The following is a 20,096-nucleotide window of genomic DNA, read 5'->3' as shown; positions in this document are numbered from 1 at the left end:
CCTAGGGGCGGCGGGTGAAGACGAGCGGCTCGTCGGTCCACGCCGACCAGTTCGCGCGCTCCTCGTCGGTGATCTTGCGCGGGCGCTGCGTCGCCGCGTCGACCAGCACGATCGTCGACGCCGCGCGCGCGTACTGCGTGAAGGGCGCGGCACCGACCGGGGAGCAGACCTCGTAGCAGATCTCGAGACTCGCGCCGCCGAGGCGCCCGATCCACATCTGCACGTCGAGAGGCTCCGAGAGGTACGGCACCGGCGCCACGTACTCGACCTCCTGCCGGGCGACGAGCCACAGCGTCGTCGGGTCGGTGATCGAGGCGATGATCTCGGCGCCCCAGAAGCCCTGGACGCGCGCCTCCTCGAGGAGCACGAGCATGGCCGCGTTGTTCACGTGGCCGTAGGCGTCGAGGTCGTTCCAGCGCGTGCGCACCGGCACGTGGAGGCGGGTCACGCGCTCAGCTCCGCGTCAGGCGACGGTGGACGCTCGCGTGCGGCGCCGCGGCCTCCGGGCCGAGGCGCTGGATCTTGTTGGCCTCGTAGGCCTCGAAGTTGCCCTCGAACCAGTACCAGCTCGCCGGGTTCTCGTCGGTGCCCTCGTAGGCGAGGATGTGCGTCGCGATCCGGTCGAGGAACCACCGGTCGTGGGTGATCACGACGGCGCAGCCCGGGAACTCGAGGAGCGCGTTCTCGAGCGACTGCAGCGTCTCGACGTCGAGGTCGTTGGTCGGCTCGTCGAGGAGCAGCAGGTTGCCGCCCTCCTTGAGGGTGAGCGCGAGGTTCAGACGGTTGCGCTCGCCGCCGGAGAGCACCCCCGCCTTCTTCTGCTGGTCCGGCCCCTTGAACCCGAACTTGCTGACGTAGGCGCGGCTCGGGATCTCGGTCTTGCCGACCGTGATGATGTCGAGCCCCTCGGAGACGACCTCCCAGAGCGTCTTGTTCGGGTCGATGTTGGCGCGGGTCTGGTCGACGTAGCTGATCTTGACCGTCTCGCCGACCTTGAGCTCCCCGCCGTCGAGCGGCTCGAGCCCGACGATCGTCTTGAACAGGGTCGTCTTGCCGACACCGTTCGGGCCGATGACCCCGACGATGCCGTTCGGCGGGAGCGTGAAGCTGAGGCCGTCGATGAGCTGCCCGCGCTCGTCGAATCCCTTCTGCAGCTTCTTCGCCTCGATCACGATGTTGCCGAGACGCGGGCCCGGCGGGATCTGGATCTCGTCGAAGTCCAGCTTCCTCGTGCGGTCCGCCTCCGCCGCCATCTCCTCGTAGCGGGCGAGGCGCACCTTCGACTTCGCCTGCCGGCCCTTGGAGTTGCTGCGGACCCAGTCGAGCTCGTCGGCGAGGCGCTTCGCGAGCTTCGCGTCCTTCTTGCCCTGCACCTCCAGGCGCTCGGCCTTCTTGGCGAGGTAGGTGGAGTAGTTGCCCTCGTACGGGTAGAGGTGGCCGCGGTCGACCTCGGCGATCCACTCCGCGACGTTGTCGAGGAAGTACCGGTCGTGGGTGATCGCGATGACGGCGCCCTTGTAGGAGCTCAGGTGCTGCTCGAGCCACAGCACGCTCTCGGCGTCGAGGTGGTTGGTCGGCTCGTCGAGCAGGAGCAGGTCCGGCTTCTGCAGCAGCAGCTTCGCCAGCGCGACGCGGCGCTTCTCCCCACCGGACAGCGGCGCGATCTGCGCGTCGCCCGGCGGGGTGCGCAGCGCGTCCATGGCCTGCTCGAGCTGGGAGTCGAGATCCCAGCCGTCAGCGGCGTCGATCTCCTCCTGAAGCGTGCCCATCTCGGCGAGGAGCGTGTCGAAGTCGGCGTCGGGCTCGGCCATGAGCGCCGAGATCTCGTTGAAGCGGTCGAGCTTCGCCTTGATCGCGACGCCCTCCTGGATGTTCTCGAGGACGGTCTTCGTCTCGTCGAGCTCGGGCTCCTGCATGAGGATGCCGACGCTGTAGCCGGGGGTGAGCTTGGCCTCGCCGTTGGAGGGCTGGTCGAGCCCCGCCATGATCTTGATGATCGTCGACTTGCCGGCGCCGTTCGGGCCGACCATGCCGATCTTCGCGCCGGGGAGGAACGACATCGTGACGTCGTCGAGGATGAGCTTCTCGCCCACCGCCTTCCGGGCACGCACCATGGAATAGATGTACTCGGCCATGGCTCCAGTCTAGGGAGCGGCTCCGAGCCCCGCCCGCCGCCGCGAGGACCCCGCTAGGGTCGGCGCATGGCCGCGGGGACCTGGCAGGAGCTGACCGACGGGCTGGACGAGGACGACCTCGCGAAGCTCACCGCCTTCCGCGAGTTCTGTCGCGCCCTGCCCGACATGGAGGAACGCATCCACTCGGCGGACATCACCTTCGCCCGCGCTCGGTCGTTCGCCTCCGCGTACGTCAAGAGCCACTACCTCGAGCTCGGCATCGAGCTTCGGCGGACCGTCACGACGCCGGCGCCGCGCACCAGCTTCCCGACCTCGAAGACGGTCATGATGCACCGCTACAGCCTGCGTCGACTCGAGGACTTCGACGAGCGGATCCGCGAGCTGATCCGCGAGGCCGCGGACACTGTCGGTCCCGGCGCGCGCGCGGCCGAGGGCCGCTGACTACCAGTCGATCGCGCGGGTCTTGCCGGCGAGGCACCGGCCGGTCGAGAACACCCGCTGCGCGGTGCTCGCGTAGCCGATGTTGCCGTACTCGCCGATGAGGCAGGTGGTGCCGAACCGGACGGAGAACTCGATGTTGTCGGCGTCGAGGCCGACCGAGGTCTTGTCGGGGGTGACCTCCATCGCCGACTTGGCGTAGCCCGCTGCCACGAGGTTGTCGATGAACGCGCGCCCGTCGAGGGTGCCGCCCTGCGCGATGAGCTTCTTGTTGACCTCGTCGAAGTACGGCTTGTTCTCGGATGCGTTGCCGGTCGGGTCGATGGTCGCGCTCGCCGACGGCGTCGGCGTGGGGGCGACCGTCGCGGTGCGGGCCGGCGACGCGGCGGGAGCCGGGGTGCAGCCCGACAGCAGCGTCACGACAGCGATCGCAGCGGCCGCGAGCACCGCGGCAACGCCCGCGCCTCGTCTCGATCCTGACGACACGTCGACTCCCCTCGTCGCGCCGAGTCTAGGGGGGTCGCACCGCCCCTCCGCTCAGAACGGCAGCGCCGGCTCCGCCGCGCGCTGGGCCCGGGCCGCGGCGAGCTCGTCCGCGGGCGCCTCATCCGGAGCAGGCGTCTCCGGGAACCCCTCGGGGCTCGGCTCGGCGTCGGACGAGCCCGTGCTCCGCTCGGCCAGCGACGAGGCGATGGTGCGCGTGAAGACCGCCGTGCCCCAGGACAGGTCGTGCCCGAGCGCCTCGGCGTCGATCTCGACGTTCGTGCCCCGCTTGTCGTCGGTCTGCCACTCGCGCACCCGGAGCCGTCCGGTGACGAGCACGCGTTGGCCCTTGGCGATCGAACCCACCGCGTTGGTCGCGAGGTGCCGGAACGCCGTCACCGTGAACCAGTTCGTGTCGCCATCGACCCAGCGGCCCTCGCCGCGGTCGTAGCGGCGAGCGGTGCTGGCGAGTCGGAACGAGGTGATCGGCAGCCCCTCGCTCGTCACGAGGTGGCGCGGGGTCGTGGCCACGAGGCCGGTGAGGGTGATGGTGTCGGACATGGCGAGCTCCTCCTTCGGGATGGTGGGCTCGGATGCCGGACCGCGGTTCGTGCCGGGAGACGCGGCCCGGCATCCGATGGCTCCATGCTCGCCAGAGCGCACGCCACCTCGAGAGCCCGCCTCTCGGAATGGGGAGACCGGACCTCGCGCGCGGGCTGGGGTGGGGTCAGTGCTCCCGGAACTCCGGCCACTCCGCGCCCGGGCCCATCGCCGCGTGGAGCGCGCTCTTCGCGACGTCGAGCGACGCGAAGGTGCCGCGGTCCATGGCGTCCGGGTCGTCGATCACCCGCACCGTGTACCCGTCGTCGGATCGGAGGATCGAGCCGATCGCGCCGTTCGGGCCGAACGCCACCCAGCGCTGCTGCGTCTCCTGATCGTTCATCGTCGAACTCCCTTCGGATAGCCGTCGTCAGCTGGTCGCGACGCTACGCCGGAGGGGCCGGCCGGGCACCGATTCCGGGCAACCGTCCAGTGAGAACGGATGTCGGTCGTGCACGGCACCATCGAGCCATGGACCTCCTTCCGCGCAGCGCTCCGCTCCCCGTCGTCCGGCCGCGCGCCGGCCTCCGGCTCGTCGCGCTGCACGGCGGGCTCACCCGCGTCCTCCAGAGCGACGGCGGCGTGATCGGCTACGTCGAGACCCTGGACGAGCAGGGGGGCACGCGGTTCCGGGCGAAGCGGATGCTCCCCCGGGCGGCCGGATTCCGGATCGTCGGAGAGTTTTGGAGCGCCGACGAGGCACTCGACGCCCTCCGCTTCGCCTGAGTCTCCCCCGGCGGGTCACCCCGGATCCGGACGGCCGCGGGGTTATCGTGCGCGCATGACGTGGTGGAACGACCTCATCGACTGGGCCCGGTCCGAGGGCGGGAGGACGCTGATCCTCGGCGCGATCATCCCGTTCGTCGCGATCATCGTCGGCGCGATCATCGGCGCCGTGATCGGCCGCAGCGCGGTGCGCCGCCTGGTCGGCCAGCGCGACCACGAGACGCGGGCCTCCGCCGTGACCGCACTCATCCAGGCCGGTCAGGACGCCGCCAAGTGGCACAGCCAGTCCGCCGCGGCGAAGGAGCACGCCGCGCACCTCGCGAGCGAGGCGGACGTCATGGTCCGCCTGCTCCCGATCTCCGGGGCCGGTCTCGCCGCCGACTGGGCGACGCACCAGCTCGCCGAGATGCGCACCAACTCCGTGAGCTACAGCTACGCGGCCGACCAGACCTTCGCCGAGTACCGCGACCGCCTGGTGCTCTGGCTGCACAAGCCGGGCAAGGCCAAGAAGCTGTTCGCGACCGACCTCCAGCGCTGGAAGTACGACGACAACGGGCCCGACCCGCTCGTCGTCGAGCAGCAGAAGTGGGCCGAGGAGCAGGTCACGGCGACCAACCACCAGGCGCCGGAGCACGCGCCCTCGCTCCCCGTCGGTCACGGCGAGCCCGCGACGACCGCGCTTCCGGCAGCGGAGAGCGCCGCGCGTTAGGCGCTCCGGCTACCCTGGGCTCGCCGCCCCCCGTAGCTCAGTGGATAGAGCATCCGGTTTCTACCCGGCTGGTCGGGAGTTCGAATCTCTCCGGGGGGGCTGTCAGCCCACGACGAGCAGCGCGACGCCGCCGATCGCCGACAGCGCGCCCAGCACGATGGCGATGACGATCAGCACGAGGTGCACCCGGTAGAACGTCGTGCGGGCGCCGTTCGCGTCGCGGGCGCGCGGATCCGCGGCGATGCGCGGGTAGAAGCGCGGCCAGGCCACGAGGTTGAACAGGGCGTTCGCGAACAGCAGGATCGCCGCGAGGATGGTCACGAGATCCAGCCTCGCAGAGCCCGCCTGATCACACGGCGAGCGCGAGGGCCCCGAGGACTCGCTGGATCGTCGGCACACCCTCCGCGCGGAACACCTCTGTGCCGTCCTCGCGGCGCACGATCACGGTGGGCGTCGACGCGATGCGCTCCGCCTCGGCCGCCTCGGGATCGAGCGCGACGTTCCACTCCACGACCCGCGCCGCGGGCACGAGGCGTGCCGCCTCGTCGAGCACCGCACGCGTCGCCGAGCACGCCCCGCAGAAGCTCGAGCTGTAGAGGTCGACGATCACGACAGGGCCAACCCTCCGCGCCCGTCGACCATTCCGCGCGCATGCAATACATACCAAAGTTATATAAACTAGGTATATGACCTCAGAGCGACGCGCGGCCCTGTCCGCGCTCCTGGTCGCGAGCAGCCGGCTGGTGCGGATCGCGGCGCAGGCGACCGGCAACCGCACCCCCTCCGCCGTCTGGCGGGCGCTCGGTGTGCTCGAGTCCGAGGGCCCGATGCGCGTCGGCGAGCTCGCCGCGGCGGTCCGCGTGACCCAGCCGGGGATGACCCGGGCGCTCGGCCAGATGGTCGAGGAGGAGCTGGTGTCGCGCATCGCCGACACCGCCGACTCGCGTGCATGGCTGATCCGCATCACCGAGCGCGGCGCCGCCGCCCTCGAGGCCTACCGGGTCGAGATCGGCGCGGCGCTCGAGCCCTATTTCCGCGACCTCGACGACGCCGACTGGCGGGTCCTCGAGCGCGCGTCCCAACTGATGGCCGTCCGGACGACGGCCGAGAAGGAGAAGGTGTCGTGACTCACGACAAGAGCGGCCACGGCGCCGCGGCGGGCGAGACCGCCAGCATCCTCAAGCAGCCGCGCACGGTGTGGGCGATCGCGTTCGCGTGCGTCATCGCGTTCATGGGCATCGGGCTCGTGGATCCGATCCTCAAGGGCATCGCGACCGAACTGCACGCGACCGCGACCGAGACCGAGCTGCTGTTCACCAGCTACCTGGCAATCACCGGCCTCATGATGCTGGTGACGAGCTTCGTCTCCAGTCGTATCGGGGCCCGGATGACGCTCCTCATCGGTCTCGCGTTCATCGTCGTCTTCGCCCTGCTCGCGGCGCTCAGCCCGTCGGTGGAGGCGATCATCGGATTCCGCGCCGGCTGGGGCTTCGGCAACGCGCTCTTCATCTCCACGGCCCTCGCGACGATCGTGGGCGCGGCGTCGGGCGGCACGAGCTCGGCCATCATCCTGTACGAGGCCGCGCTCGGCCTCGGCATTGCCGTCGGCCCGCTCGTCGGGGGTCTGCTCGGCTCGATCGCGTGGCAGGGCCCGTTCTACGGCGTCTCGGTGCTCATGGCGATCGCGTTCGTCGCGATCCTGATCCTCCTGCCGCGCGAGCCGAAGGGCACGGCGCGGGAGAAGACGCGCCTGAGCGCCCCGCTGCGGGCCCTCGGGAACCGCACCCTGCTGGTGCTCGCCGTCGCGGCGCTCTTCTACAACATCGGCTTCTTCACGCTGCTCGCGTTCTCGCCGTTCGCGCCCGGGCTCAACGGGTTCAGCGCCCTGAACCTCGGGTTCGTCTTCTTCGGCTGGGGTCTCGCGGTCGCGATCACGAGCGTCTGGGCGGCGCCGCTCCTCACGGCGCGGCTGCCCCGCTCCACCGTTCTCGCGATCGTGCTGCCGCTCCTGGCGCTCGACCTCATCCTCGTCGGCGTCTTCGTCGCGAGCACCGTCGGCGTGATCGTCGGCATCGTCGTCGGCGGCCTGTTCCTCGGCGTGCTCAACACGGTGCTCACCGAGTCGGTCATGGAGGCCACGGACCTCCCGCGGTCGGTCGCGTCGTCGGCGTACTCGTTCGTGCGCTTCATCGGGGGCGCGGCGGCCCCGCCCCTCGCCGCGGCCATCGCCGCCGCGACCGGGCAGCCGTCGATCGCCTTCTACGTCGGCGGGATCTCGGTGCTCGTCGCGACGGTGCTCGTCGTCGCCGGCCGCAAGCAGCTGCGGCGGATCGACGGGGGCGCGGAGTCGCCGCGCGAGGAGGCCGAGGACGTGACGGTCGCCGACGCGGCCTGACCCGTCGGCTCCCGTCACCGGTTCCTCCGCGACACGTCACGCGCGTGTCACCGTCGCGACACCCGCCGTCACGACGGTGAGGCCGTGAGCGCAATGCGCTGGATGCGGTTCGCGGCCCTCGGCGACTCGATCACCGAGGGGTGGTGCGACCCCGTCATGACCGACCTCGCCGGCGATCCGGCCGAACCCTGGTTCGGTTGGGCCGACCGCCTCGCCGTCCTCATCGACGAGCACCAGAACGCCCGCCGGACCGCGGCGGGCGCCCAGCGCCGACACCTCGAGTTCGCGAACCTCGCCGTGCGCGGCCGGTGCGTCCGGCATGTGGTCGAGGACCAGATCCCCGCCGCGATCGCGATGCGCGCCGACCTCGTCTCCGTCATGGTCGGCGGCAACGACCTCATGTCGCTCCGCGTGGATCCCGACGAGCTCGCGAGCCGATTGGATGCCGGGATCGCGGCCCTCCGCGCGAGCGGAGCCGACGTCCTCCTCGCCACCGGCTTCGACCCCGGGATGACCCCGTTCCGGTTCCTGCGGACCTTCCGCGGCCGCGCGGCGACCTTGAGCGCGAACCTGGCGTCGATCGCGCACCGGCGCGGCTGCATCCCGCTCGACCTGTGGGGCATCGGCGACCTGCGGCACCTCGACTCCTGGTCGGCCGACCGGCTGCACCCGTCGACGCGCGGACACCTGGTGATCACGAAGGCGGCGGCCGCTGCGCTCGGCATTCCGGGCTCCCCCGAGCTCGACGCGATCCCGGCACCGGCACCGGCGCTGCCGACCGTCGTCTGGCTGCGGGAGCACGCCCTCCCCTGGGTGGCGCGGCGCGTCCGCGGCGTCTCCAGCGGCGACGGACGCGGCCCGAAGTCCCCGGAGCCGCGCGAGGTCGGCACCATCGGGGCCCCGCTGCACGCCGACGCCGCGTCGGGCCGGGCGTCGGAGGTGCGGCAGTAGAGTCGAGGGCATGGCTGCGCACGACGTCCTCGTCTGGATCGACTGCGAGATGACCGGTCTCGATCTGTCGATCGACGAGCTCGTCGAGGTGGCGGTGGTCGTCACCGACTACGACCTGAAGCCGCTCGACCCCGGCTTCGACATCGTCATCAAGCCCGACCCCGAGGCCTTCGCCCACATGAGCGAGTTCGTCGTCACCATGCACACCACGAGCGGCCTCATCGACGAGATCCCGCAGGGCACCAGCCTCGGCGAGGCCGAGTACGAGGTCCTCGAGTACATCCTGAAGTTCGCGCCGGACGCGCAGACCGCACCGCTCGCGGGCAACACGATCGGCACCGACCGCTCCTTCCTCGCGAAGTACATGCCGCGCGTCGACCAGCACCTGCACTATCGCTCGGTCGACGTGTCGTCGATCAAGGAGCTCGCCCGGCGCTGGTACCCGCGCGCCTACTTCCAGGCGCCGGCCAAGAACGGCGGCCACCGTGCGCTGGCCGACATCCTCGAGTCGATCCGCGAGCTGGACTACTACCGCCGCGCACTCTTCCCGGCGGAGCCCGGCCCGTCGAGCGAGCAGGCGCAGGAGGCCTCGGCAGCGATCGTCGCGGCGTGGGCGGACCGCATGCCGCCGATGGCCGCGCACCCCACGGACGGCACCGTCTCCTAGAACGCGGGCGCGCGCACGCGAGGCGCGCGTCGTGCCCTACAATCGTCAAGTTGCCCAGCCGCATCCGGAAGGGCGCATGGTGGATGTAGCTCAGTTGGTAGAGCACTGGCTTGTGGTGCCGGTGGTCGCGGGTTCGAGCCCCGTCATCCACCCCACGGTGAACAGCATGTCTCTCACACAACCCGACGAGGACCTGCGGGAACGCGAGGTCGTCGAACTCGACCGCGGCTGGTCGACGGTCGTCTGGAACGATCCCGTCAACCTCATGTCGTACGTGACGCACGTCTTCCGCAGCTACTTCGGCTACTCGAAGCCGGAGGCCGAGCGCCTCATGCTCCAGGTGCATCGCGAGGGGCGCGCGACCGTCGCCTCCGGCCCGCGCGAGGAGATGGAGCGCCACACCGAGGCGATGCACGAGTTCGGTCTCTGGGCCACGGTGGAGAAGCAGTGAAGGTGCAGCGCCGGCGCGGCGAGATCCTGGTATCGCTCGACGGCACCGAGCGCGACCTGCTCGTGTCGCTGACCACCCAGTTCCAGGACATCGTGCACGACGACGACGGCGACGACCCCGTCCACCTGCGGCTCTTCCCCACCGCGTACCGCGACGACGAGGAGGCCGACGCCGAGTTCCGCCGGTACACGACGGAGGGGCTCGTGGACCGCAAGAGCGCGAACGCGGGACGGGTCGCGGCCGCCGTCTCCGCCTCGCGCGACGGGAGGATCCCGCTCGACCGCGAATCGGTCGACGCCTGGCTGCCCGCGCTCACCGACCTCCGGCTCGTGGTGGCCGAGCGGCTCGGCATCCGGTCCGACGACGACCCGGTGCCGGACGATCAGCTCGGTGCGGTGTACTGGTGGCTCGGCGAGCTGCAGGAGCGGCTCGTCCAGGCCCTCGAGCGCTGAGGAGGCCGCCGTGCCGATGCGGATGGAGGCCGACGCCTTCGAGCGGCTGGTGATCGACGAGCTCGACGCGCTCCCCGACGAGATGGTCGACGGCCTCGAGAACGTCGCCTTCGTCTGCGAGGACGCGCCGGAGGACGGATCCGACATCCTCGGCGAGTACCAGGGCGTCGCCCTCACGGAGCGCGACCGCTACGGCTTCGGCGAGCTCCCGGACCGGATCGTCGTCTTCCGCGAGCCGCTGCTGCGGCTCTGCGCCGACGAGGAGGAGCTCCGCGACGAGGTGCACATCACCCTCGTGCACGAGATCGGCCACTACTACGGGATCGACGACGAGGAGCTGCACCGGCTCGGCTGGGCGTGACTCAACCCCGCCACACCGCGTCGGCCTGCTCCCACGGGTGGTCGCGCGCCCAGAACGCCGCCTCCTGGCGCGCCCAGCGGTCCCAGTGCGGCGCGTATTCGTCGCCGTCGCGCGCGAGGGCGCGGCGCTTGCGCTCGGCCGCGTCGAGTTCGACCCAGACCCCGAACGTCGCGAGCCCGCGCGCGGCTCGGCTGAGCGCCCCGCAGCCCTCGACGACGAGCGGGCGCGCGGGATCGAGGGCGTGCCACTCCGCCGGCCGCTCGGCCCGCCAGTCCCACGCCCGCCAGCCGGGATCGTGCGGGCGCAGCACGTCGCTCACGACCGCGGCGCTGCCCGCCTCCAGCCCGTCCCATCCGGGGTAGAGCGCGTCGAGGCTCACGAGCTGCGCGTCGAGCGCGGGCGCGAGCAGCCGTCCGAGGCTCGTCTTGCCCGCGCCGGAGCCGCCGTCGACGAGCACGACCGGGCGGCCGGCGCCCGCCCGGATCCGGTCGAGGAGATCCCTGAGCTCAGCCGACAACGGGGTGCCACCATCCCGTGACGACGGCCGCGCCGACGGCCACCGCGACGACGGCGACGGCGACGGCGACGACGAGCACCTCGCGCCGGCCGAACGGCGAGGGGCGCGCCCAGGTGCGCGCGCCAGGGGCGCCGAAGCCGCGCGCCTCCATCGCGGTCGCGAGCGCGCTCCCCCGCCGGACGGCGAGCACGAGCGTCGCGAACAGCAGCCCGAAGACCTGCCGGACGCGGCCGCGGTCGCCGATCCCGCGGGCGCGGCGGGCGAGCTCGAGGCTGCGGAGGTCCGCACCGAGCACCCCCAGCATCCGGAACGCGGCGAGCGACCCGATCACGAACCGCGCGGGCAGGCGGGCGACCTGCGCGAGCCCGTCCGCGAGTTCGGTCGCGTCGACGCCGACGAGCAGAGCGACGGCCGGGAGCGCGATCGCGAGCACGCGGAGGCCGGCCGCCGCCGCCAGCTGCAGCGACCCGTCGCTCACCTCGACGAGCAGCCAGTGCGCCCAGACGTGCCCCGACGGGCGACCGTAGAGCGCGAGCGTGAGCGCCCCGAGCGGGGCGGCGATCCACACCGCGGCGGTGCGGACCCAGAAGCGCCGCCACGGGATCCGCAGCAGCGGCAGCAGCGCGAGCTCCAGCACGAGCGCGACCCCGGCCGACACGGTGTCCACCGACCACGCCAGCCCGATCGCGATGACGAGCGCGGCCGCGATGCGGGCGACCGGGTTGATCCGGGGCGCCGTGTGCGCGTCTCCGCGGGCGGCGGGGGCGACGACGGATCCGGCGCTCACGCGGCGACCCCGTCCAGCACGAGCCGCCCGGCGCCGAGCGCCGACGGGAGGAGCGGGTCGTGCGTGACGACGACGAGCCCGCTCCCCCGCTCGCGCGTGCGGCCGAGCAGCCCGACGAGACCGCGCCAGGTGCGCGCGTCCTGCCCGAAGGTCGGCTCGTCGAGCACGAGGAGCCGCGGCGCGGTCGCGAGCGCGGTGCCGACCGACAGCCTCCGCTGCTGGCCGCCGGAGAGGGTGAACGGATTCGCGCCGGCCACCGCGGTCAGTCCGAGCACCTCGAGCAGCTCGTCGACGGTCGCGTCGGCCCGGGGGTCGCGCAGCGCGCGCGGTCCGACGAGCAGCTCCTCGCGCACCGTCGGCGCGACGAACTGGTGCTCGGGCGACTGGAAGACCGTGCCAATGCGCGGGAGCAGCTCCCGGCTCCGCCAGCGGATCGGCGCGGCGCCGAGTCCGTCGGCGAGCGCCGGATCGGCCCGCAGCTCGCCGCCCGCGGGCGGGAGCAGCCCGGCGAGCGTCAGCGCGAGCGTCGACTTGCCGGTGCCGTTCGCCCCCTGGATCGCGAGCGCCTCCCCCGCGGCGACCTGCAGCTCGAGGCCGGAGCGGATCGGAGTGCCGCCGCGCACACCGCCGTCGCGGGTGCGTCGACCGTCGCGCGCGATGGAGAGCCCCCGCGCGCCGAGGAGGGGAGCGCCCGTCGTCGTCGTCGGCGGAGCGATCCCGGGCTCGTAGCCCGGCACCCAGACGCCCAGTTCCGCGAGTCGCGCGCCCTCGCGGCCGAGCACCTCCTCGGGTGCGCCGTCGGCGAGCATGCCGCCGCCCGCCTCGAGCACGAGGACCCGGGACGCGAGGTCGCGCCACACCGCGACCCGGTGCTCGACGACCACGAGCGTCGCGGCGCTGTGCTCGGCGAGCCGGGCGACCGCGTCGCGGACCTCGATCACGCCGTCGGGATCGAGGTTGGCCGTCGGCTCGTCGAGGAGGATCAGCCGGGGTCGCATCGCGAGCACGCAGGCGAGCGCGAGCCGCTGCTTCTGCCCTCCCGAGAGCCGCTTCGTCGGGTGGTCGAGCGGCAGCGCGAGGCCGACGGCGGCGAGCGCCTCGGGCACCCGGCGCCAGATCTCGTCGCGCGCGACGCCGAGGTTCTCGCAGCCGAAGGCGACCTCGTCGCCGACGCGGCTCATGACGACCTGCGACTCCGGGTCCTGGAGCACGAGTCCGACGCGCCCGCGCGCCCGCTGGGCCGGGGCGCCGTCGACGAGCAGCTCGCCGTGCTCCTCGCCCTCGTCGGCGTCCCCCAGCACCCCGGCGAGCCCCGCCAGCAGCGTCGACTTGCCCGACCCCGATGACCCGAGCAGCAGCACGCGCTCCCCCGGATCGATCCGGAGGTCGACCCCGTCGAGCGCCCACGCGCGCCGACCGGCGTGGCGCCAGCCCCACCCGCGGGCGACGACCGGTGCGCCGCCGGGCGACGACGGATCAGACCTCAGCGCGACGCTCCCGGCCCGCGGCGAACCGGCTCAGCACCCCGGTCGCGGCGAGCCCCCGGGCGAGCACCCACCCGAGGACCCCGGCGAGGACGGCCCCCGACAGGGTCAGCGCGACGACGAACACCGCGACGTAGGAGGCCGACACCCCGGGGTAGTAGACGATGAGTTCGTGCGGCACCTCGGCGAGCGCCGCGAGCGCCCCGGACAGGACCGCCACCGCGATGCCGAAGCGGCGGTAGAGCAGGATCGCGAACGCCAGCTCCGCGCCGATGCCCTGGAACAGCCCGGAGAGCAGCGTGTCCGCTCCCCACTGCGCGCCGATGAGCATCGAGACGAAAGCCGCGACGATCTCGACGAACAGCGCCGCGCCGGGCTTGCGGATCACGAGCCCGGCCAGCACGCCGGGCATCATCCAGAGGCCGCCGGTGAGCGCGCCGAGACCCGGGACGGCGGCCTCGAGGGCCGCGGACGGCACCTGGTAGCCGATGTTCCAGGCCCAGAAGACGACACCGCCCGCGACCGCGAACACGGCGGCCACGACGATGTCGACGACCCGCCAGCGCAGGACGGGACGAGGGCGGGAAAGGGGGACTGCGGTCATACGTGCCTCCGGAACGGATCGGCACGGGTTTCGAGATGCCTCCCTGCGCCGGCATGATCCGGATCAGGTTCGACGGTCGGAGCTTGGATCAGCTCCCTCTCAGCCCGGCACACCGGACTCCCGTGTTCGTCGCCCACCTTACCGTCCGGTACGCCGCAGGAACCGCGAGGAGTCGCATGACGGTCGGTCCGCGCGGTCCTCAGCCCTCATGGCGACTCTTCGGGCCCGGTCGTCGGCGCGGGCTCAGGCCGGGGCGGCGACCTCGGCGTCGTCGATGAACCCGACCGCCACGTATTCCAGCTTCGTGAAGTCGACGCTCGCGTCGTTCGCGAGGGAGTTGTCGATGACGTAGGCGATGTTGATCGCGAGGTCGCGCATGCCGGAGGTGAACCCCTGGCCGACGAAGCGGGCGCACACGACGATGCCCTGCACGATCACGAAGTCGCCGTGCTCGTCGCGCCCGCGGAGCGCGGGATCGGCGCGCGCCATGTCGAAGCCGACGGGCGTCCGGTACTTCAGCGGACGCTCGAACCGGGCGAGCAGGTAGTCGGGACGGTCGGAACCGGGCATCACGCGGAGGGCGTCGGCACGCAGGGGCAGCGCGGACTCGAGCTCGGCGGGTCCGAGGTCGAGTCGGGTGAGGACGAAACCGGGCATGAGGATCACTGTGCCAGACCTCTATCGGGCTAAGCCGAGAGATCCCCCGAGTCGGCGCACCCGCCCGCTCCAGCGCATGCCCTTGGCGATCGGGTAGATCGCCGCGAACACCACCATGGGCGCCCGGAGCGCCGGATTCGCGATCCCGTGCGCGTCGTAGGTGCGGTCCCAGCGCAGGACGTAGTTCGTGTAGTCCTTGGGGTTGTCGTCGATGCGGCGGGCGCTCATCCCGGCCACCATCGCCGAGCTGTAGACCACGTGGTGGCCGCGCCGCTGCAGGTGGATGCTGAGGTCGATGTCCTCGTGCATCTCGTCGGCGAGATCGCGGCACACGACCGGACGGATGTCGCGCCAGGCGCTCGCGCGGATCGCCATGTTGCTGCCGAAGACGAAGTGGTAGTCGCGGGCGAGCTTCAGGATCGCGCGGCGCAGCCGGTCGTCGGCCTGCGCCCCGAAGCGTCGCAGCGGCATGTCGTAGTAGATCATCGGGCCGGTGGCCGCGCCGACCGCGTCGTCGCGGAACAGGCGCCGGACCTCCTGGACCCAGCCCGGCTCGATGACCGTGTCGGCGTCGATCCGGCCGATCACCTCGCCGATCGCGCTGTCGAGGCCGAGGTTCCGCGTCGGCACGAGGCCCTGCTCCTCGTCCTGCCGGAGGATCCGCAGCGGCGCCTCCGGGTACTCGCGCCGGAGCGACTCGACGACCGCGACCGTGGCGTCGGTGGACCGGTTGTCGACGACGAGGATCTCGTCGGCCGGCTCCGTCTGCTCGAGGGCCGCGACGACGCACGCGCGGATGCGGCTCTCCTCGTTGAAGGCGGGGATGACGATCGAGACCGACGGCCCGACGCTGACCATGGCCACACCCTATCCGGCTGGTTCCCAGGACACGCCCGGACGCGGCGGGGCCGGTGGATCAACCGGCGGCGGGCGCGCCCCAGGTCTGCGTCACGTGCGCGCGCATCCAGCCGAGCGGGTCGATCGCGGTGCCGCCGGCGTCGAGGATGCCGAAGTGCAGGTGCGTGCCGGTGCTCTCGCCGGTCGAGCCGACCCGGCCGAGGATCTGGCCGCGCGCGACCGTGTCGCCCGGGTGGAGCGGCATCGTCCCGGCGATGAGGTGGCCGTAGACGCTCGTGACGACCTCGCCGTCCGCGTCGTTCCGGATCGTGACGTGCTCGCCGAGCTCGCCGTAGACGCCGGCCTCGACGACGGTGCCGTCGGCGATCGCCGCGACCGGCGTGCCGGCGCCCGGCGTGAGGTCGACGCCCTGGTGCGCGGTCGAGCATCCGCCGCACGGCGCGACGCGGTGGCCGAACGGGCTGCTGATCGGACTGGCCGGGTCGATGGGCCACTGGACCGGCGTGAGCTGGGTGACGGTGACGCCGTCGCGCGGCGCGATGGTGATCGGCGCGGTCCGTGCCGTCAGGTCGAGGTGTTGAGAGGCGGCGTCGTACCGCTCCTGCTGGAGGGCGGACGCGTAGGCGGGGACGGCGATCGCGGCACCCGCACCCGCGAGGGCGAGAGCGGCGGATCCGGCGACGATGCTCAGACGGACGGAGGGCAGGCGCAAGGGCGGCATGGGGGGAGAGCCTTCGGGTGTCGGGTGCGCGGCGGCACGGACGCGCGCATCGGAGCGCGCCGTCGGGTGGGTGCGTCGTGTAGTGCTTCGGGTTCGACGCGTCGGGTTCGGGCCCTCACGAGGAGGCAGCGCACAGCACGATCCAGGACCGCACCGGAGCCTTCGGGGCCTCAATCCATGTAAAACGATGTTTCTGAGCGGTCCCTGGCAGCACCGGCCCGTTCGCACAAGTCCCCGGCTCGCGACATGTGCGGCGGCTAGCGTGACCGGAATGCAGGCATCCGCCCCTCAGGTCTGGCCCGGCACCGCGTATCCCCTCGGTGCGACATTCGACGGCAACGGCACCAACTTCGCCCTCTTCAGTGAGATCGCCGAGAAGGTGGAGCTGTGCCTCGTCGACGACGACGGCACGGAGACGCGCGTCCCGCTCACCGAGGTCGACGGCTACGTCTGGCACGGCTACCTGCCCGGGGTGCAGCCCGGTCAGCGCTACGGCTACCGGGTGACCGGGCCGTGGGATCCGGCGGCCGGCCAGCGCTGCAACCCGAACAAGCTGCTGCTCGACCCCTACGCGAAGGCGACCACCGGCGACATCCGCTGGGGCCAGTCGATGTTCTCGTACACCTTCGGCAAGGAGGACGAGCGCGACGACAGCGACAACCTCGCCGACACGATGTACGGCGTCGTCATCAACCCGTTCTTCGACTGGACCGGCGACCGCGCCCCGCGCACCCCGCTGGCCGAGTCGGTCATCTACGAGGCCCACGTCAAGGGCCTGACGAAGCTGCACCCCGACGTTCCGGAGGAGCTGCGCGGCACCTACGACGCGCTCGCGCACCCGAGCGTCATCGCGCACCTGAAGAAGCTCGGCATCACCGCCGTCGAGCTCATGCCGGTGCACCAGTTCGTCGACGACGACGGCCTCCAGCAGAAGGGCCTGCACAACTACTGGGGCTACAACACCATCGGCTTCTTCGCCCCGCACGCCGGATACGCGGCGTCCGGGCGGCTCGGGCAGCAGGTGCAGGAGTTCAAGGGGATGGTGCGGGCGCTCCACACCGCGGGCATCGAGGTGATCCTCGACGTGGTCTACAACCACACGGCGGAGGGCAACCACCTGGGGCCGACCATCTCGATGAAGGGCATCGACAACGCGGCCTACTACCGCCTCGTCGACGACCAGCCCGAGTACTACATGGACTACACGGGCACCGGCAACTCGCTCAACGCGGGCGACCCGCACACGCTGCAGCTGATCATGGACTCCCTCCGCTACTGGGTGACCGAGATGCACGTCGACGGCTTCCGCTTCGACCTCGCCGCCACCCTCGCCCGCGAGTTCTACGAGGTCGACCGCCTGTCGGCGTTCTTCGAGCTCGTGCAGCAGGATCCGATCGTCTCGCAGGTGAAGCTCATCGCCGAGCCGTGGGACGTCGGCCCCGGCGGCTACCAGGTCGGCAACTTCCCGCCCCAGTGGGCGGAGTGGAACGGCAAGTACCGCGACACGGTGCGCGACTTCTGGCGCGGCGAGCCGGGCACGCTCGGCGAGTTCGCCTCCCGCATCACCGGCTCGAGCGACCTCTACGAGCAGACGGGGCGCCGCCCCGTCGCCTCGATCAACTTCGTCACCGCGCACGACGGGTTCACGCTGCGCGACCTCGTCTCCTACAACGAGAAGCACAACGAGGCGAACGGCGAGGACGGCAAGGACGGCGCCGACGACAACCGCTCGTGGAACAGCGGCGCCGAGGGCCCGACCGACGACCCCGCAGTCAACGCGCTCCGTGCCCGCCAGCAGCGCGACTTCCTCGCCACCCTGCTGCTCAGCCAGGGCGTGCCGATGATCCTGCACGGCGACGAGCTCGGCCGCACGCAGAACGGCAACAACAACGGCTACGCGCAGGACAGCGAGATCACCTGGGTGCACTGGGACCAGGCCGACCAATCGCTCATCGAGTTCACGGCGGCGCTCGTCGGGCTCCGGCGCGAGCACCCGACCTTCCGGCGCAGCCGCTTCTTCGACGGGCGGCCGGTGCGCCGCGGCGAGGGCGAGCCGGTGCCGGACATCGTCTGGCTGAAGCCGGACGCGGATCCCATGACCCCGGAGGACTGGGAGGCCGGCTTCGGCCGGACGATCGGCGTCTATCTGAACGGTCAGGGCATCCGCGGCAAGGACGCGCGCGGTCAGCGGATCGTCGACCGGCACTTCCTCGTCTACTTCTCCGCGCACGACGAGGACGTGCAGCTGACGCTGCCGGACGCCGATTACGCGGCGGAGTGGGACGTCATGGTCGACACCTCCGGCGAGCGTCTCGGCGGCGACACCTTCATGGCGGGCGCGCCCTGCGACGTCGGCGCGCACTCGATCCTCGTCCTGTGCGAGCACCGCCCGGATGCGCCTACCGACGACGCGGTGAGCCCGGAGCTCGCGGCGATCGCCTCGTCCACCCGGACCGCGTGATGCGCACGCCGCGCTCCACCTACCGGCTGCAGATCACGGCGGACCTGACGCTCGGCGACGCGGCGGGGCTCGTGGGCTACCTGCGGGACCTCGGCGCGGACGGCGTCTACCTGTCGCCGCTCCTCCAGGCGACGCCGGGGTCGGGACACGGCTACGACGTCGTCGACCACGGGACCGTTGACCGCGAGCGCGGCGGCGCCGAGGGGCTCGACGAGCTCGCCGGCGCGGCGCACGGTGCCGGCCTCTTCGTCCTCGCGGACATCGTGCCGAACCACATGGGCGTCGCGCGCCCCGAGGTGAACGCGGCCTGGTGGGACCTGCTCCGGCGCGGCCGCGACTCCATCTTCGCCCGCTGGTTCGACGTCGACTGGGACTTCGGCGGCGGCAAGGTGCGCGTTCCGGTGCTCGGCGAGACGCTCGAGGAGGCGGCCGCGAGCGGCGCGCTCCGCGTCGAGGACGGCGAGCTGCGCTACCACGAGCACCGCTACCCGCTGCGCGAGGACTCCCCCGCGGGCGACGCGCTCCACGCGCACGGGTACCAGCACTACGAGCTCGTCCACTGGCGCCGCGCGGATTCGGAGCTGAACTACCGGCGCTTCTTCGCCGTGAGCGACCTCGCCGCCATCCGCGTCGAGGACCCGGAGGTGTTCGACGCCTCGCACCGCGAGATCGTCCGCTGGATCGCGGACGGCCTGGTCGACGGGCTCCGGGTCGACCACCCCGACGGCCTCGCCGACCCGGGCGGCTACCTCGACGTCCTCGCCGAGGCGACGGGCGGCGCCTACGTGCTCGTCGAGAAGATCCTCGAGCACGGCGAGACCCTGCCGCCGTTCTGGGCCTCCGCGGGCACGACGGGGTACGACGCCCTCGCCGAGCTCGACCGCGTCTTCGTCGACCCGGCCGGCCGCGCCGAGCTCGACCGGCTCGACCCGCCGGAGCCCTGGGTCGACCTCACGCACGACACGAAGCGCGCGGTGGCGGACGGCATCCTCCGCTCCGAGGTCGCCCGGCTGGCCCGCGAGACCGCCTTCGACACCGACCGCGGCGCCGAGGTGGAGGACGCGATCGCCGAGCTCCTCGCCTGCTTCCCCGTGTACCGCAGCTACCTCCCGTTCGGCGCCGAGCACCTCGACGCCGCGGTCGTGGACGCGGCGGCCCGCCGCCCGGACCTCACGGATGCGATCGCCGACCTGCGCCCGCTCCTCGCCGACCCCGACCACCCGGTCGCGGTGCGCTTCCAGCAGACGAGCGGCATGGTCATGGCGAAGGGCGTCGAGGACAGCGCCTTCTACCGTGTCTCGCGCCTCGCGAGTCTCACCGAGGTGGGCGCCGACCCCGACGAGTTCGCGCTCCGGGTGGGCGAGTTCCACGCCCGCCAGCAGCAGCGGCTCGCCGAGCACCCGCACTCGATGACCACGCTCTCCACGCACGACACGAAGCGCGGCGAGGACACCCGGGCCCGCATCACGGCGATCGCCGAGGCGCCCGCGGAGTGGATGGCGTTGCAGCCCCCCGCGCACGGACGCCCGCCCCTCCGCGGGCGCCCCCGCGATCGCCGGGCGGCGGGCCCGGGGGTGCAAGCCGCGGGTCGTGTCGTGGGGGGGGTGCGGCGTCCTCGAGGGCGGGGGCGCGGCGAGCC

Annotated in this window: 26 protein-coding genes, 2 tRNA genes and 1 riboswitch; of the genes, 14 read left to right on the top strand and 14 right to left on the bottom strand. The window is 72.2% G+C overall.

All coding sequences use genetic code 11. From position 1 onward, the window contains the following. Position 1: 1 nt before the first annotated feature. Together ACTHM3_RS02155 and ettA are read right to left on the bottom strand one after the other, a co-directional pair. Complete coding sequence (locus tag ACTHM3_RS02155) at positions 2-448, bottom strand: acyl-CoA thioesterase (protein ID WP_440404441.1); 447 nt, start codon at positions 446-448, stop codon at positions 2-4. A 4-nt stretch (positions 449-452) separates the two neighbouring features. Continuing rightward, complete coding sequence (gene ettA, locus ACTHM3_RS02150) at positions 453-2,135, bottom strand: energy-dependent translational throttle protein EttA (RefSeq protein ID WP_440404440.1); 1,683 nt, start codon at positions 2,133-2,135, stop codon at positions 453-455. Between the two features lie 66 nt (positions 2,136-2,201). Here ettA and ACTHM3_RS02145 point away from each other — a divergent pair, with 66 nt between their 5' ends. Continuing rightward, positions 2,202-2,576, top strand: coding sequence for a DUF5655 domain-containing protein (locus ACTHM3_RS02145; RefSeq protein WP_440404439.1), 375 nt, complete (start codon positions 2,202-2,204; stop codon positions 2,574-2,576). Here the strand turns inward: ACTHM3_RS02145 and ACTHM3_RS02140 are convergent, their stop codons facing one another. The 3 genes from ACTHM3_RS02140 to ACTHM3_RS02130 form a co-directional block, all read right to left on the bottom strand. Then, positions 2,577-2,993: a DUF6993 domain-containing protein gene (locus ACTHM3_RS02140; RefSeq protein ID WP_440404438.1), complete on the bottom strand. Its 417-nt coding sequence runs from the start codon at positions 2,991-2,993 to the stop codon at positions 2,577-2,579. A gap of 117 nt (positions 2,994-3,110) precedes the next feature. Next, positions 3,111-3,617 (bottom strand): single-stranded DNA-binding protein, encoded by a 507-nt coding sequence (gene ssb, locus ACTHM3_RS02135; RefSeq protein WP_440404437.1) that lies wholly within the window; start codon positions 3,615-3,617, stop codon positions 3,111-3,113. A 166-nt stretch (positions 3,618-3,783) separates the two neighbouring features. Next, complete coding sequence (locus ACTHM3_RS02130; protein ID WP_440404436.1) at positions 3,784-3,999, bottom strand: methyltransferase; 216 nt, start codon at positions 3,997-3,999, stop codon at positions 3,784-3,786. A 128-nt stretch (positions 4,000-4,127) separates the two neighbouring features. On the opposite strand from ACTHM3_RS02130, the gene ACTHM3_RS02125 reads away from it, so the two are divergent. The 3 genes from ACTHM3_RS02125 (at position 4,128) to ACTHM3_RS02115 (ending at position 5,190) form a co-directional block, all read left to right on the top strand. Then, positions 4,128-4,382, top strand: coding sequence for a hypothetical protein (locus ACTHM3_RS02125; protein WP_440404435.1), 255 nt, complete (start codon positions 4,128-4,130; stop codon positions 4,380-4,382). A gap of 55 nt (positions 4,383-4,437) precedes the next feature. Beyond that, on the top strand, positions 4,438-5,091 hold the full coding sequence (locus ACTHM3_RS02120; RefSeq protein ID WP_440404434.1) for a hypothetical protein: 654 nt from the start codon (positions 4,438-4,440) through the stop codon (positions 5,089-5,091). Positions 5,092-5,117: 26 nt separating this feature from the next. Next, positions 5,118-5,190: transfer RNA gene (locus ACTHM3_RS02115), tRNA-Arg, on the top strand. A 3-nt stretch (positions 5,191-5,193) separates the two neighbouring features. Here the strand turns inward: ACTHM3_RS02115 and ACTHM3_RS02110 are convergent. Together ACTHM3_RS02110 and ACTHM3_RS02105 are read right to left on the bottom strand one after the other, a co-directional pair. Continuing rightward, entirely contained in the window at positions 5,194-5,412 is a 219-nt protein-coding gene (locus ACTHM3_RS02110) for an SCO4848 family membrane protein (protein WP_440404433.1), read from the bottom strand. Positions 5,413-5,440: 28 nt separating this feature from the next. Then, positions 5,441-5,701, bottom strand: coding sequence for a thioredoxin family protein (locus ACTHM3_RS02105; RefSeq protein ID WP_440404432.1), 261 nt, complete (start codon positions 5,699-5,701; stop codon positions 5,441-5,443). 76 nt (positions 5,702-5,777) lie between these two features. Between ACTHM3_RS02105 and ACTHM3_RS02100 the strand changes: the two genes are divergently transcribed. From ACTHM3_RS02100 to ACTHM3_RS02065, 8 genes are all read left to right on the top strand, one after another. Further along, positions 5,778-6,218 carry a MarR family winged helix-turn-helix transcriptional regulator gene (locus tag ACTHM3_RS02100; RefSeq protein ID WP_440404431.1) on the top strand — a complete coding sequence of 147 codons (441 nt, stop codon included), beginning with the start codon at positions 5,778-5,780 and terminating at the stop codon, positions 6,216-6,218. Next, positions 6,215-7,486 (top strand): MFS transporter, encoded by a 1,272-nt coding sequence (locus ACTHM3_RS02095; protein ID WP_440404430.1) that lies wholly within the window; start codon positions 6,215-6,217, stop codon positions 7,484-7,486. The genes ACTHM3_RS02100 and ACTHM3_RS02095 overlap by 4 nt, the downstream gene beginning before the upstream one ends. A 93-nt stretch (positions 7,487-7,579) precedes the next feature. Then, positions 7,580-8,437: an SGNH/GDSL hydrolase family protein gene (locus ACTHM3_RS02090; RefSeq protein ID WP_440404484.1), complete on the top strand. Its 858-nt coding sequence runs from the start codon at positions 7,580-7,582 to the stop codon at positions 8,435-8,437. A gap of 10 nt (positions 8,438-8,447) precedes the next feature. After that, entirely contained in the window at positions 8,448-9,104 is a 657-nt protein-coding gene (gene orn / locus ACTHM3_RS02085) for an oligoribonuclease (protein ID WP_440404429.1), read from the top strand. Positions 9,105-9,183: 79 nt separating this feature from the next. Then, a tRNA-His gene (locus ACTHM3_RS02080) sits at positions 9,184-9,259 on the top strand. Between the two features lie 11 nt (positions 9,260-9,270). Then, on the top strand, positions 9,271-9,555 hold the full coding sequence (gene clpS, locus ACTHM3_RS02075; protein ID WP_440404428.1) for an ATP-dependent Clp protease adapter ClpS: 285 nt from the start codon (positions 9,271-9,273) through the stop codon (positions 9,553-9,555). After that, a complete protein-coding gene (locus ACTHM3_RS02070; RefSeq protein ID WP_440404427.1) occupies positions 9,552-10,007 on the top strand; it encodes a DUF2017 family protein in 456 nt (151 codons plus the stop codon). Before clpS ends, ACTHM3_RS02070 begins: the two co-directional genes overlap by 4 nt. A gap of 16 nt (positions 10,008-10,023) precedes the next feature. Next, positions 10,024-10,368 (top strand): metallopeptidase family protein, encoded by a 345-nt coding sequence (locus tag ACTHM3_RS02065; RefSeq protein WP_440404483.1) that lies wholly within the window; start codon positions 10,024-10,026, stop codon positions 10,366-10,368. A gap of 1 nt (position 10,369) precedes the next feature. Here the strand turns inward: ACTHM3_RS02065 and ACTHM3_RS02060 are convergent, their stop codons facing one another. The 7 genes from ACTHM3_RS02060 to ACTHM3_RS02030 form a co-directional block, all read right to left on the bottom strand. Continuing rightward, positions 10,370-10,885: a hypothetical protein gene (locus ACTHM3_RS02060; RefSeq protein WP_440404426.1), complete on the bottom strand. Its 516-nt coding sequence runs from the start codon at positions 10,883-10,885 to the stop codon at positions 10,370-10,372. Next, complete coding sequence (locus ACTHM3_RS02055; protein WP_440404425.1) at positions 10,875-11,672, bottom strand: energy-coupling factor transporter transmembrane component T family protein; 798 nt, start codon at positions 11,670-11,672, stop codon at positions 10,875-10,877. The genes ACTHM3_RS02060 and ACTHM3_RS02055 overlap by 11 nt, the downstream gene beginning before the upstream one ends. Continuing rightward, the gene (locus ACTHM3_RS02050) at positions 11,669-13,159 is read right to left on the bottom strand and encodes an ABC transporter ATP-binding protein (protein WP_440404482.1); all 1,491 of its coding nucleotides are present in this window, start codon (positions 13,157-13,159) and stop codon (positions 11,669-11,671) included. The genes ACTHM3_RS02055 and ACTHM3_RS02050 overlap by 4 nt, the downstream gene beginning before the upstream one ends. Next, the gene (locus ACTHM3_RS02045; protein ID WP_440404424.1) at positions 13,149-13,760 is read right to left on the bottom strand and encodes an ECF transporter S component; all 612 of its coding nucleotides are present in this window, start codon (positions 13,758-13,760) and stop codon (positions 13,149-13,151) included. The genes ACTHM3_RS02050 and ACTHM3_RS02045 overlap by 11 nt, the downstream gene beginning before the upstream one ends. Positions 13,761-13,783: 23 nt before the next feature. Then, a riboswitch (TPP riboswitch) is annotated at positions 13,784-13,885 on the bottom strand. Between the two features lie 118 nt (positions 13,886-14,003). Further along, complete coding sequence (locus ACTHM3_RS02040) at positions 14,004-14,417, bottom strand: hypothetical protein (protein ID WP_440404423.1); 414 nt, start codon at positions 14,415-14,417, stop codon at positions 14,004-14,006. Between the two features lie 21 nt (positions 14,418-14,438). After that, complete coding sequence (locus tag ACTHM3_RS02035) at positions 14,439-15,275, bottom strand: glycosyltransferase (RefSeq protein WP_440404422.1); 837 nt, start codon at positions 15,273-15,275, stop codon at positions 14,439-14,441. A gap of 58 nt (positions 15,276-15,333) precedes the next feature. Continuing rightward, positions 15,334-15,996, bottom strand: coding sequence for a M23 family metallopeptidase (locus ACTHM3_RS02030; RefSeq protein ID WP_440404421.1), 663 nt, complete (start codon positions 15,994-15,996; stop codon positions 15,334-15,336). A 271-nt stretch (positions 15,997-16,267) separates the two neighbouring features. Here ACTHM3_RS02030 and glgX point away from each other — a divergent pair, with 271 nt between their 5' ends. Together glgX and treY are read left to right on the top strand one after the other, a co-directional pair. After that, positions 16,268-18,457, top strand: coding sequence for a glycogen debranching protein GlgX (gene glgX / locus ACTHM3_RS02025; RefSeq protein WP_440404420.1), 2,190 nt, complete (start codon positions 16,268-16,270; stop codon positions 18,455-18,457). Further along, on the top strand, positions 18,457-20,096 hold a 1,640-nt coding region (gene treY, locus ACTHM3_RS02020), incomplete at its 3' end, for a malto-oligosyltrehalose synthase (protein WP_440404419.1). The genes glgX and treY, both read left to right, overlap by 1 nt.

It is taken from the genome of Pseudolysinimonas sp. (assembly GCF_051954455.1).
GTDB lineage: Bacteria > Actinomycetota > Actinomycetes > Actinomycetales > Microbacteriaceae > Pseudolysinimonas.
This window is presented reverse-complemented; position numbering and strand designations above follow the sequence as displayed.

Excerpts from the sequence above, each read along its gene's own strand:
- ettA (WP_440404440.1), bottom strand. The coding sequence starts at position 2,135 with ATGGCCGAGTACATCTATTCCATGGTGCGTGCCCGGAAGGCGGTGGGC.
- ACTHM3_RS02145 (WP_440404439.1), top strand. The coding sequence starts at position 2,202 with ATGGCCGCGGGGACCTGGCAGGAGCTGACCGACGGGCTGGACGAGGAC.
- ssb (WP_440404437.1), bottom strand. The coding sequence starts at position 3,617 with ATGTCCGACACCATCACCCTCACCGGCCTCGTGGCCACGACCCCGCGC.
- ACTHM3_RS02130 (WP_440404436.1), bottom strand. The coding sequence starts at position 3,999 with ATGAACGATCAGGAGACGCAGCAGCGCTGGGTGGCGTTCGGCCCGAAC.
- ACTHM3_RS02125 (WP_440404435.1), top strand. The coding sequence starts at position 4,128 with ATGGACCTCCTTCCGCGCAGCGCTCCGCTCCCCGTCGTCCGGCCGCGC.
- ACTHM3_RS02120 (WP_440404434.1), top strand. The coding sequence starts at position 4,438 with ATGACGTGGTGGAACGACCTCATCGACTGGGCCCGGTCCGAGGGCGGG.
- ACTHM3_RS02100 (WP_440404431.1), top strand. The coding sequence starts at position 5,778 with ATGACCTCAGAGCGACGCGCGGCCCTGTCCGCGCTCCTGGTCGCGAGC.
- ACTHM3_RS02090 (WP_440404484.1), top strand. The coding sequence starts at position 7,580 with ATGCGCTGGATGCGGTTCGCGGCCCTCGGCGACTCGATCACCGAGGGG.
- orn (WP_440404429.1), top strand. The coding sequence starts at position 8,448 with ATGGCTGCGCACGACGTCCTCGTCTGGATCGACTGCGAGATGACCGGT.
- clpS (WP_440404428.1), top strand. The coding sequence starts at position 9,271 with ATGTCTCTCACACAACCCGACGAGGACCTGCGGGAACGCGAGGTCGTC.
- ACTHM3_RS02065 (WP_440404483.1), top strand. The coding sequence starts at position 10,024 with ATGCGGATGGAGGCCGACGCCTTCGAGCGGCTGGTGATCGACGAGCTC.
- ACTHM3_RS02045 (WP_440404424.1), bottom strand. The coding sequence starts at position 13,760 with ATGACCGCAGTCCCCCTTTCCCGCCCTCGTCCCGTCCTGCGCTGGCGG.
- ACTHM3_RS02040 (WP_440404423.1), bottom strand. The coding sequence starts at position 14,417 with ATGCCCGGTTTCGTCCTCACCCGACTCGACCTCGGACCCGCCGAGCTC.
- ACTHM3_RS02035 (WP_440404422.1), bottom strand. The coding sequence starts at position 15,275 with ATGGTCAGCGTCGGGCCGTCGGTCTCGATCGTCATCCCCGCCTTCAAC.
- ACTHM3_RS02030 (WP_440404421.1), bottom strand. The coding sequence starts at position 15,996 with ATGCCGCCCTTGCGCCTGCCCTCCGTCCGTCTGAGCATCGTCGCCGGA.
- glgX (WP_440404420.1), top strand. The coding sequence starts at position 16,268 with ATGCAGGCATCCGCCCCTCAGGTCTGGCCCGGCACCGCGTATCCCCTC.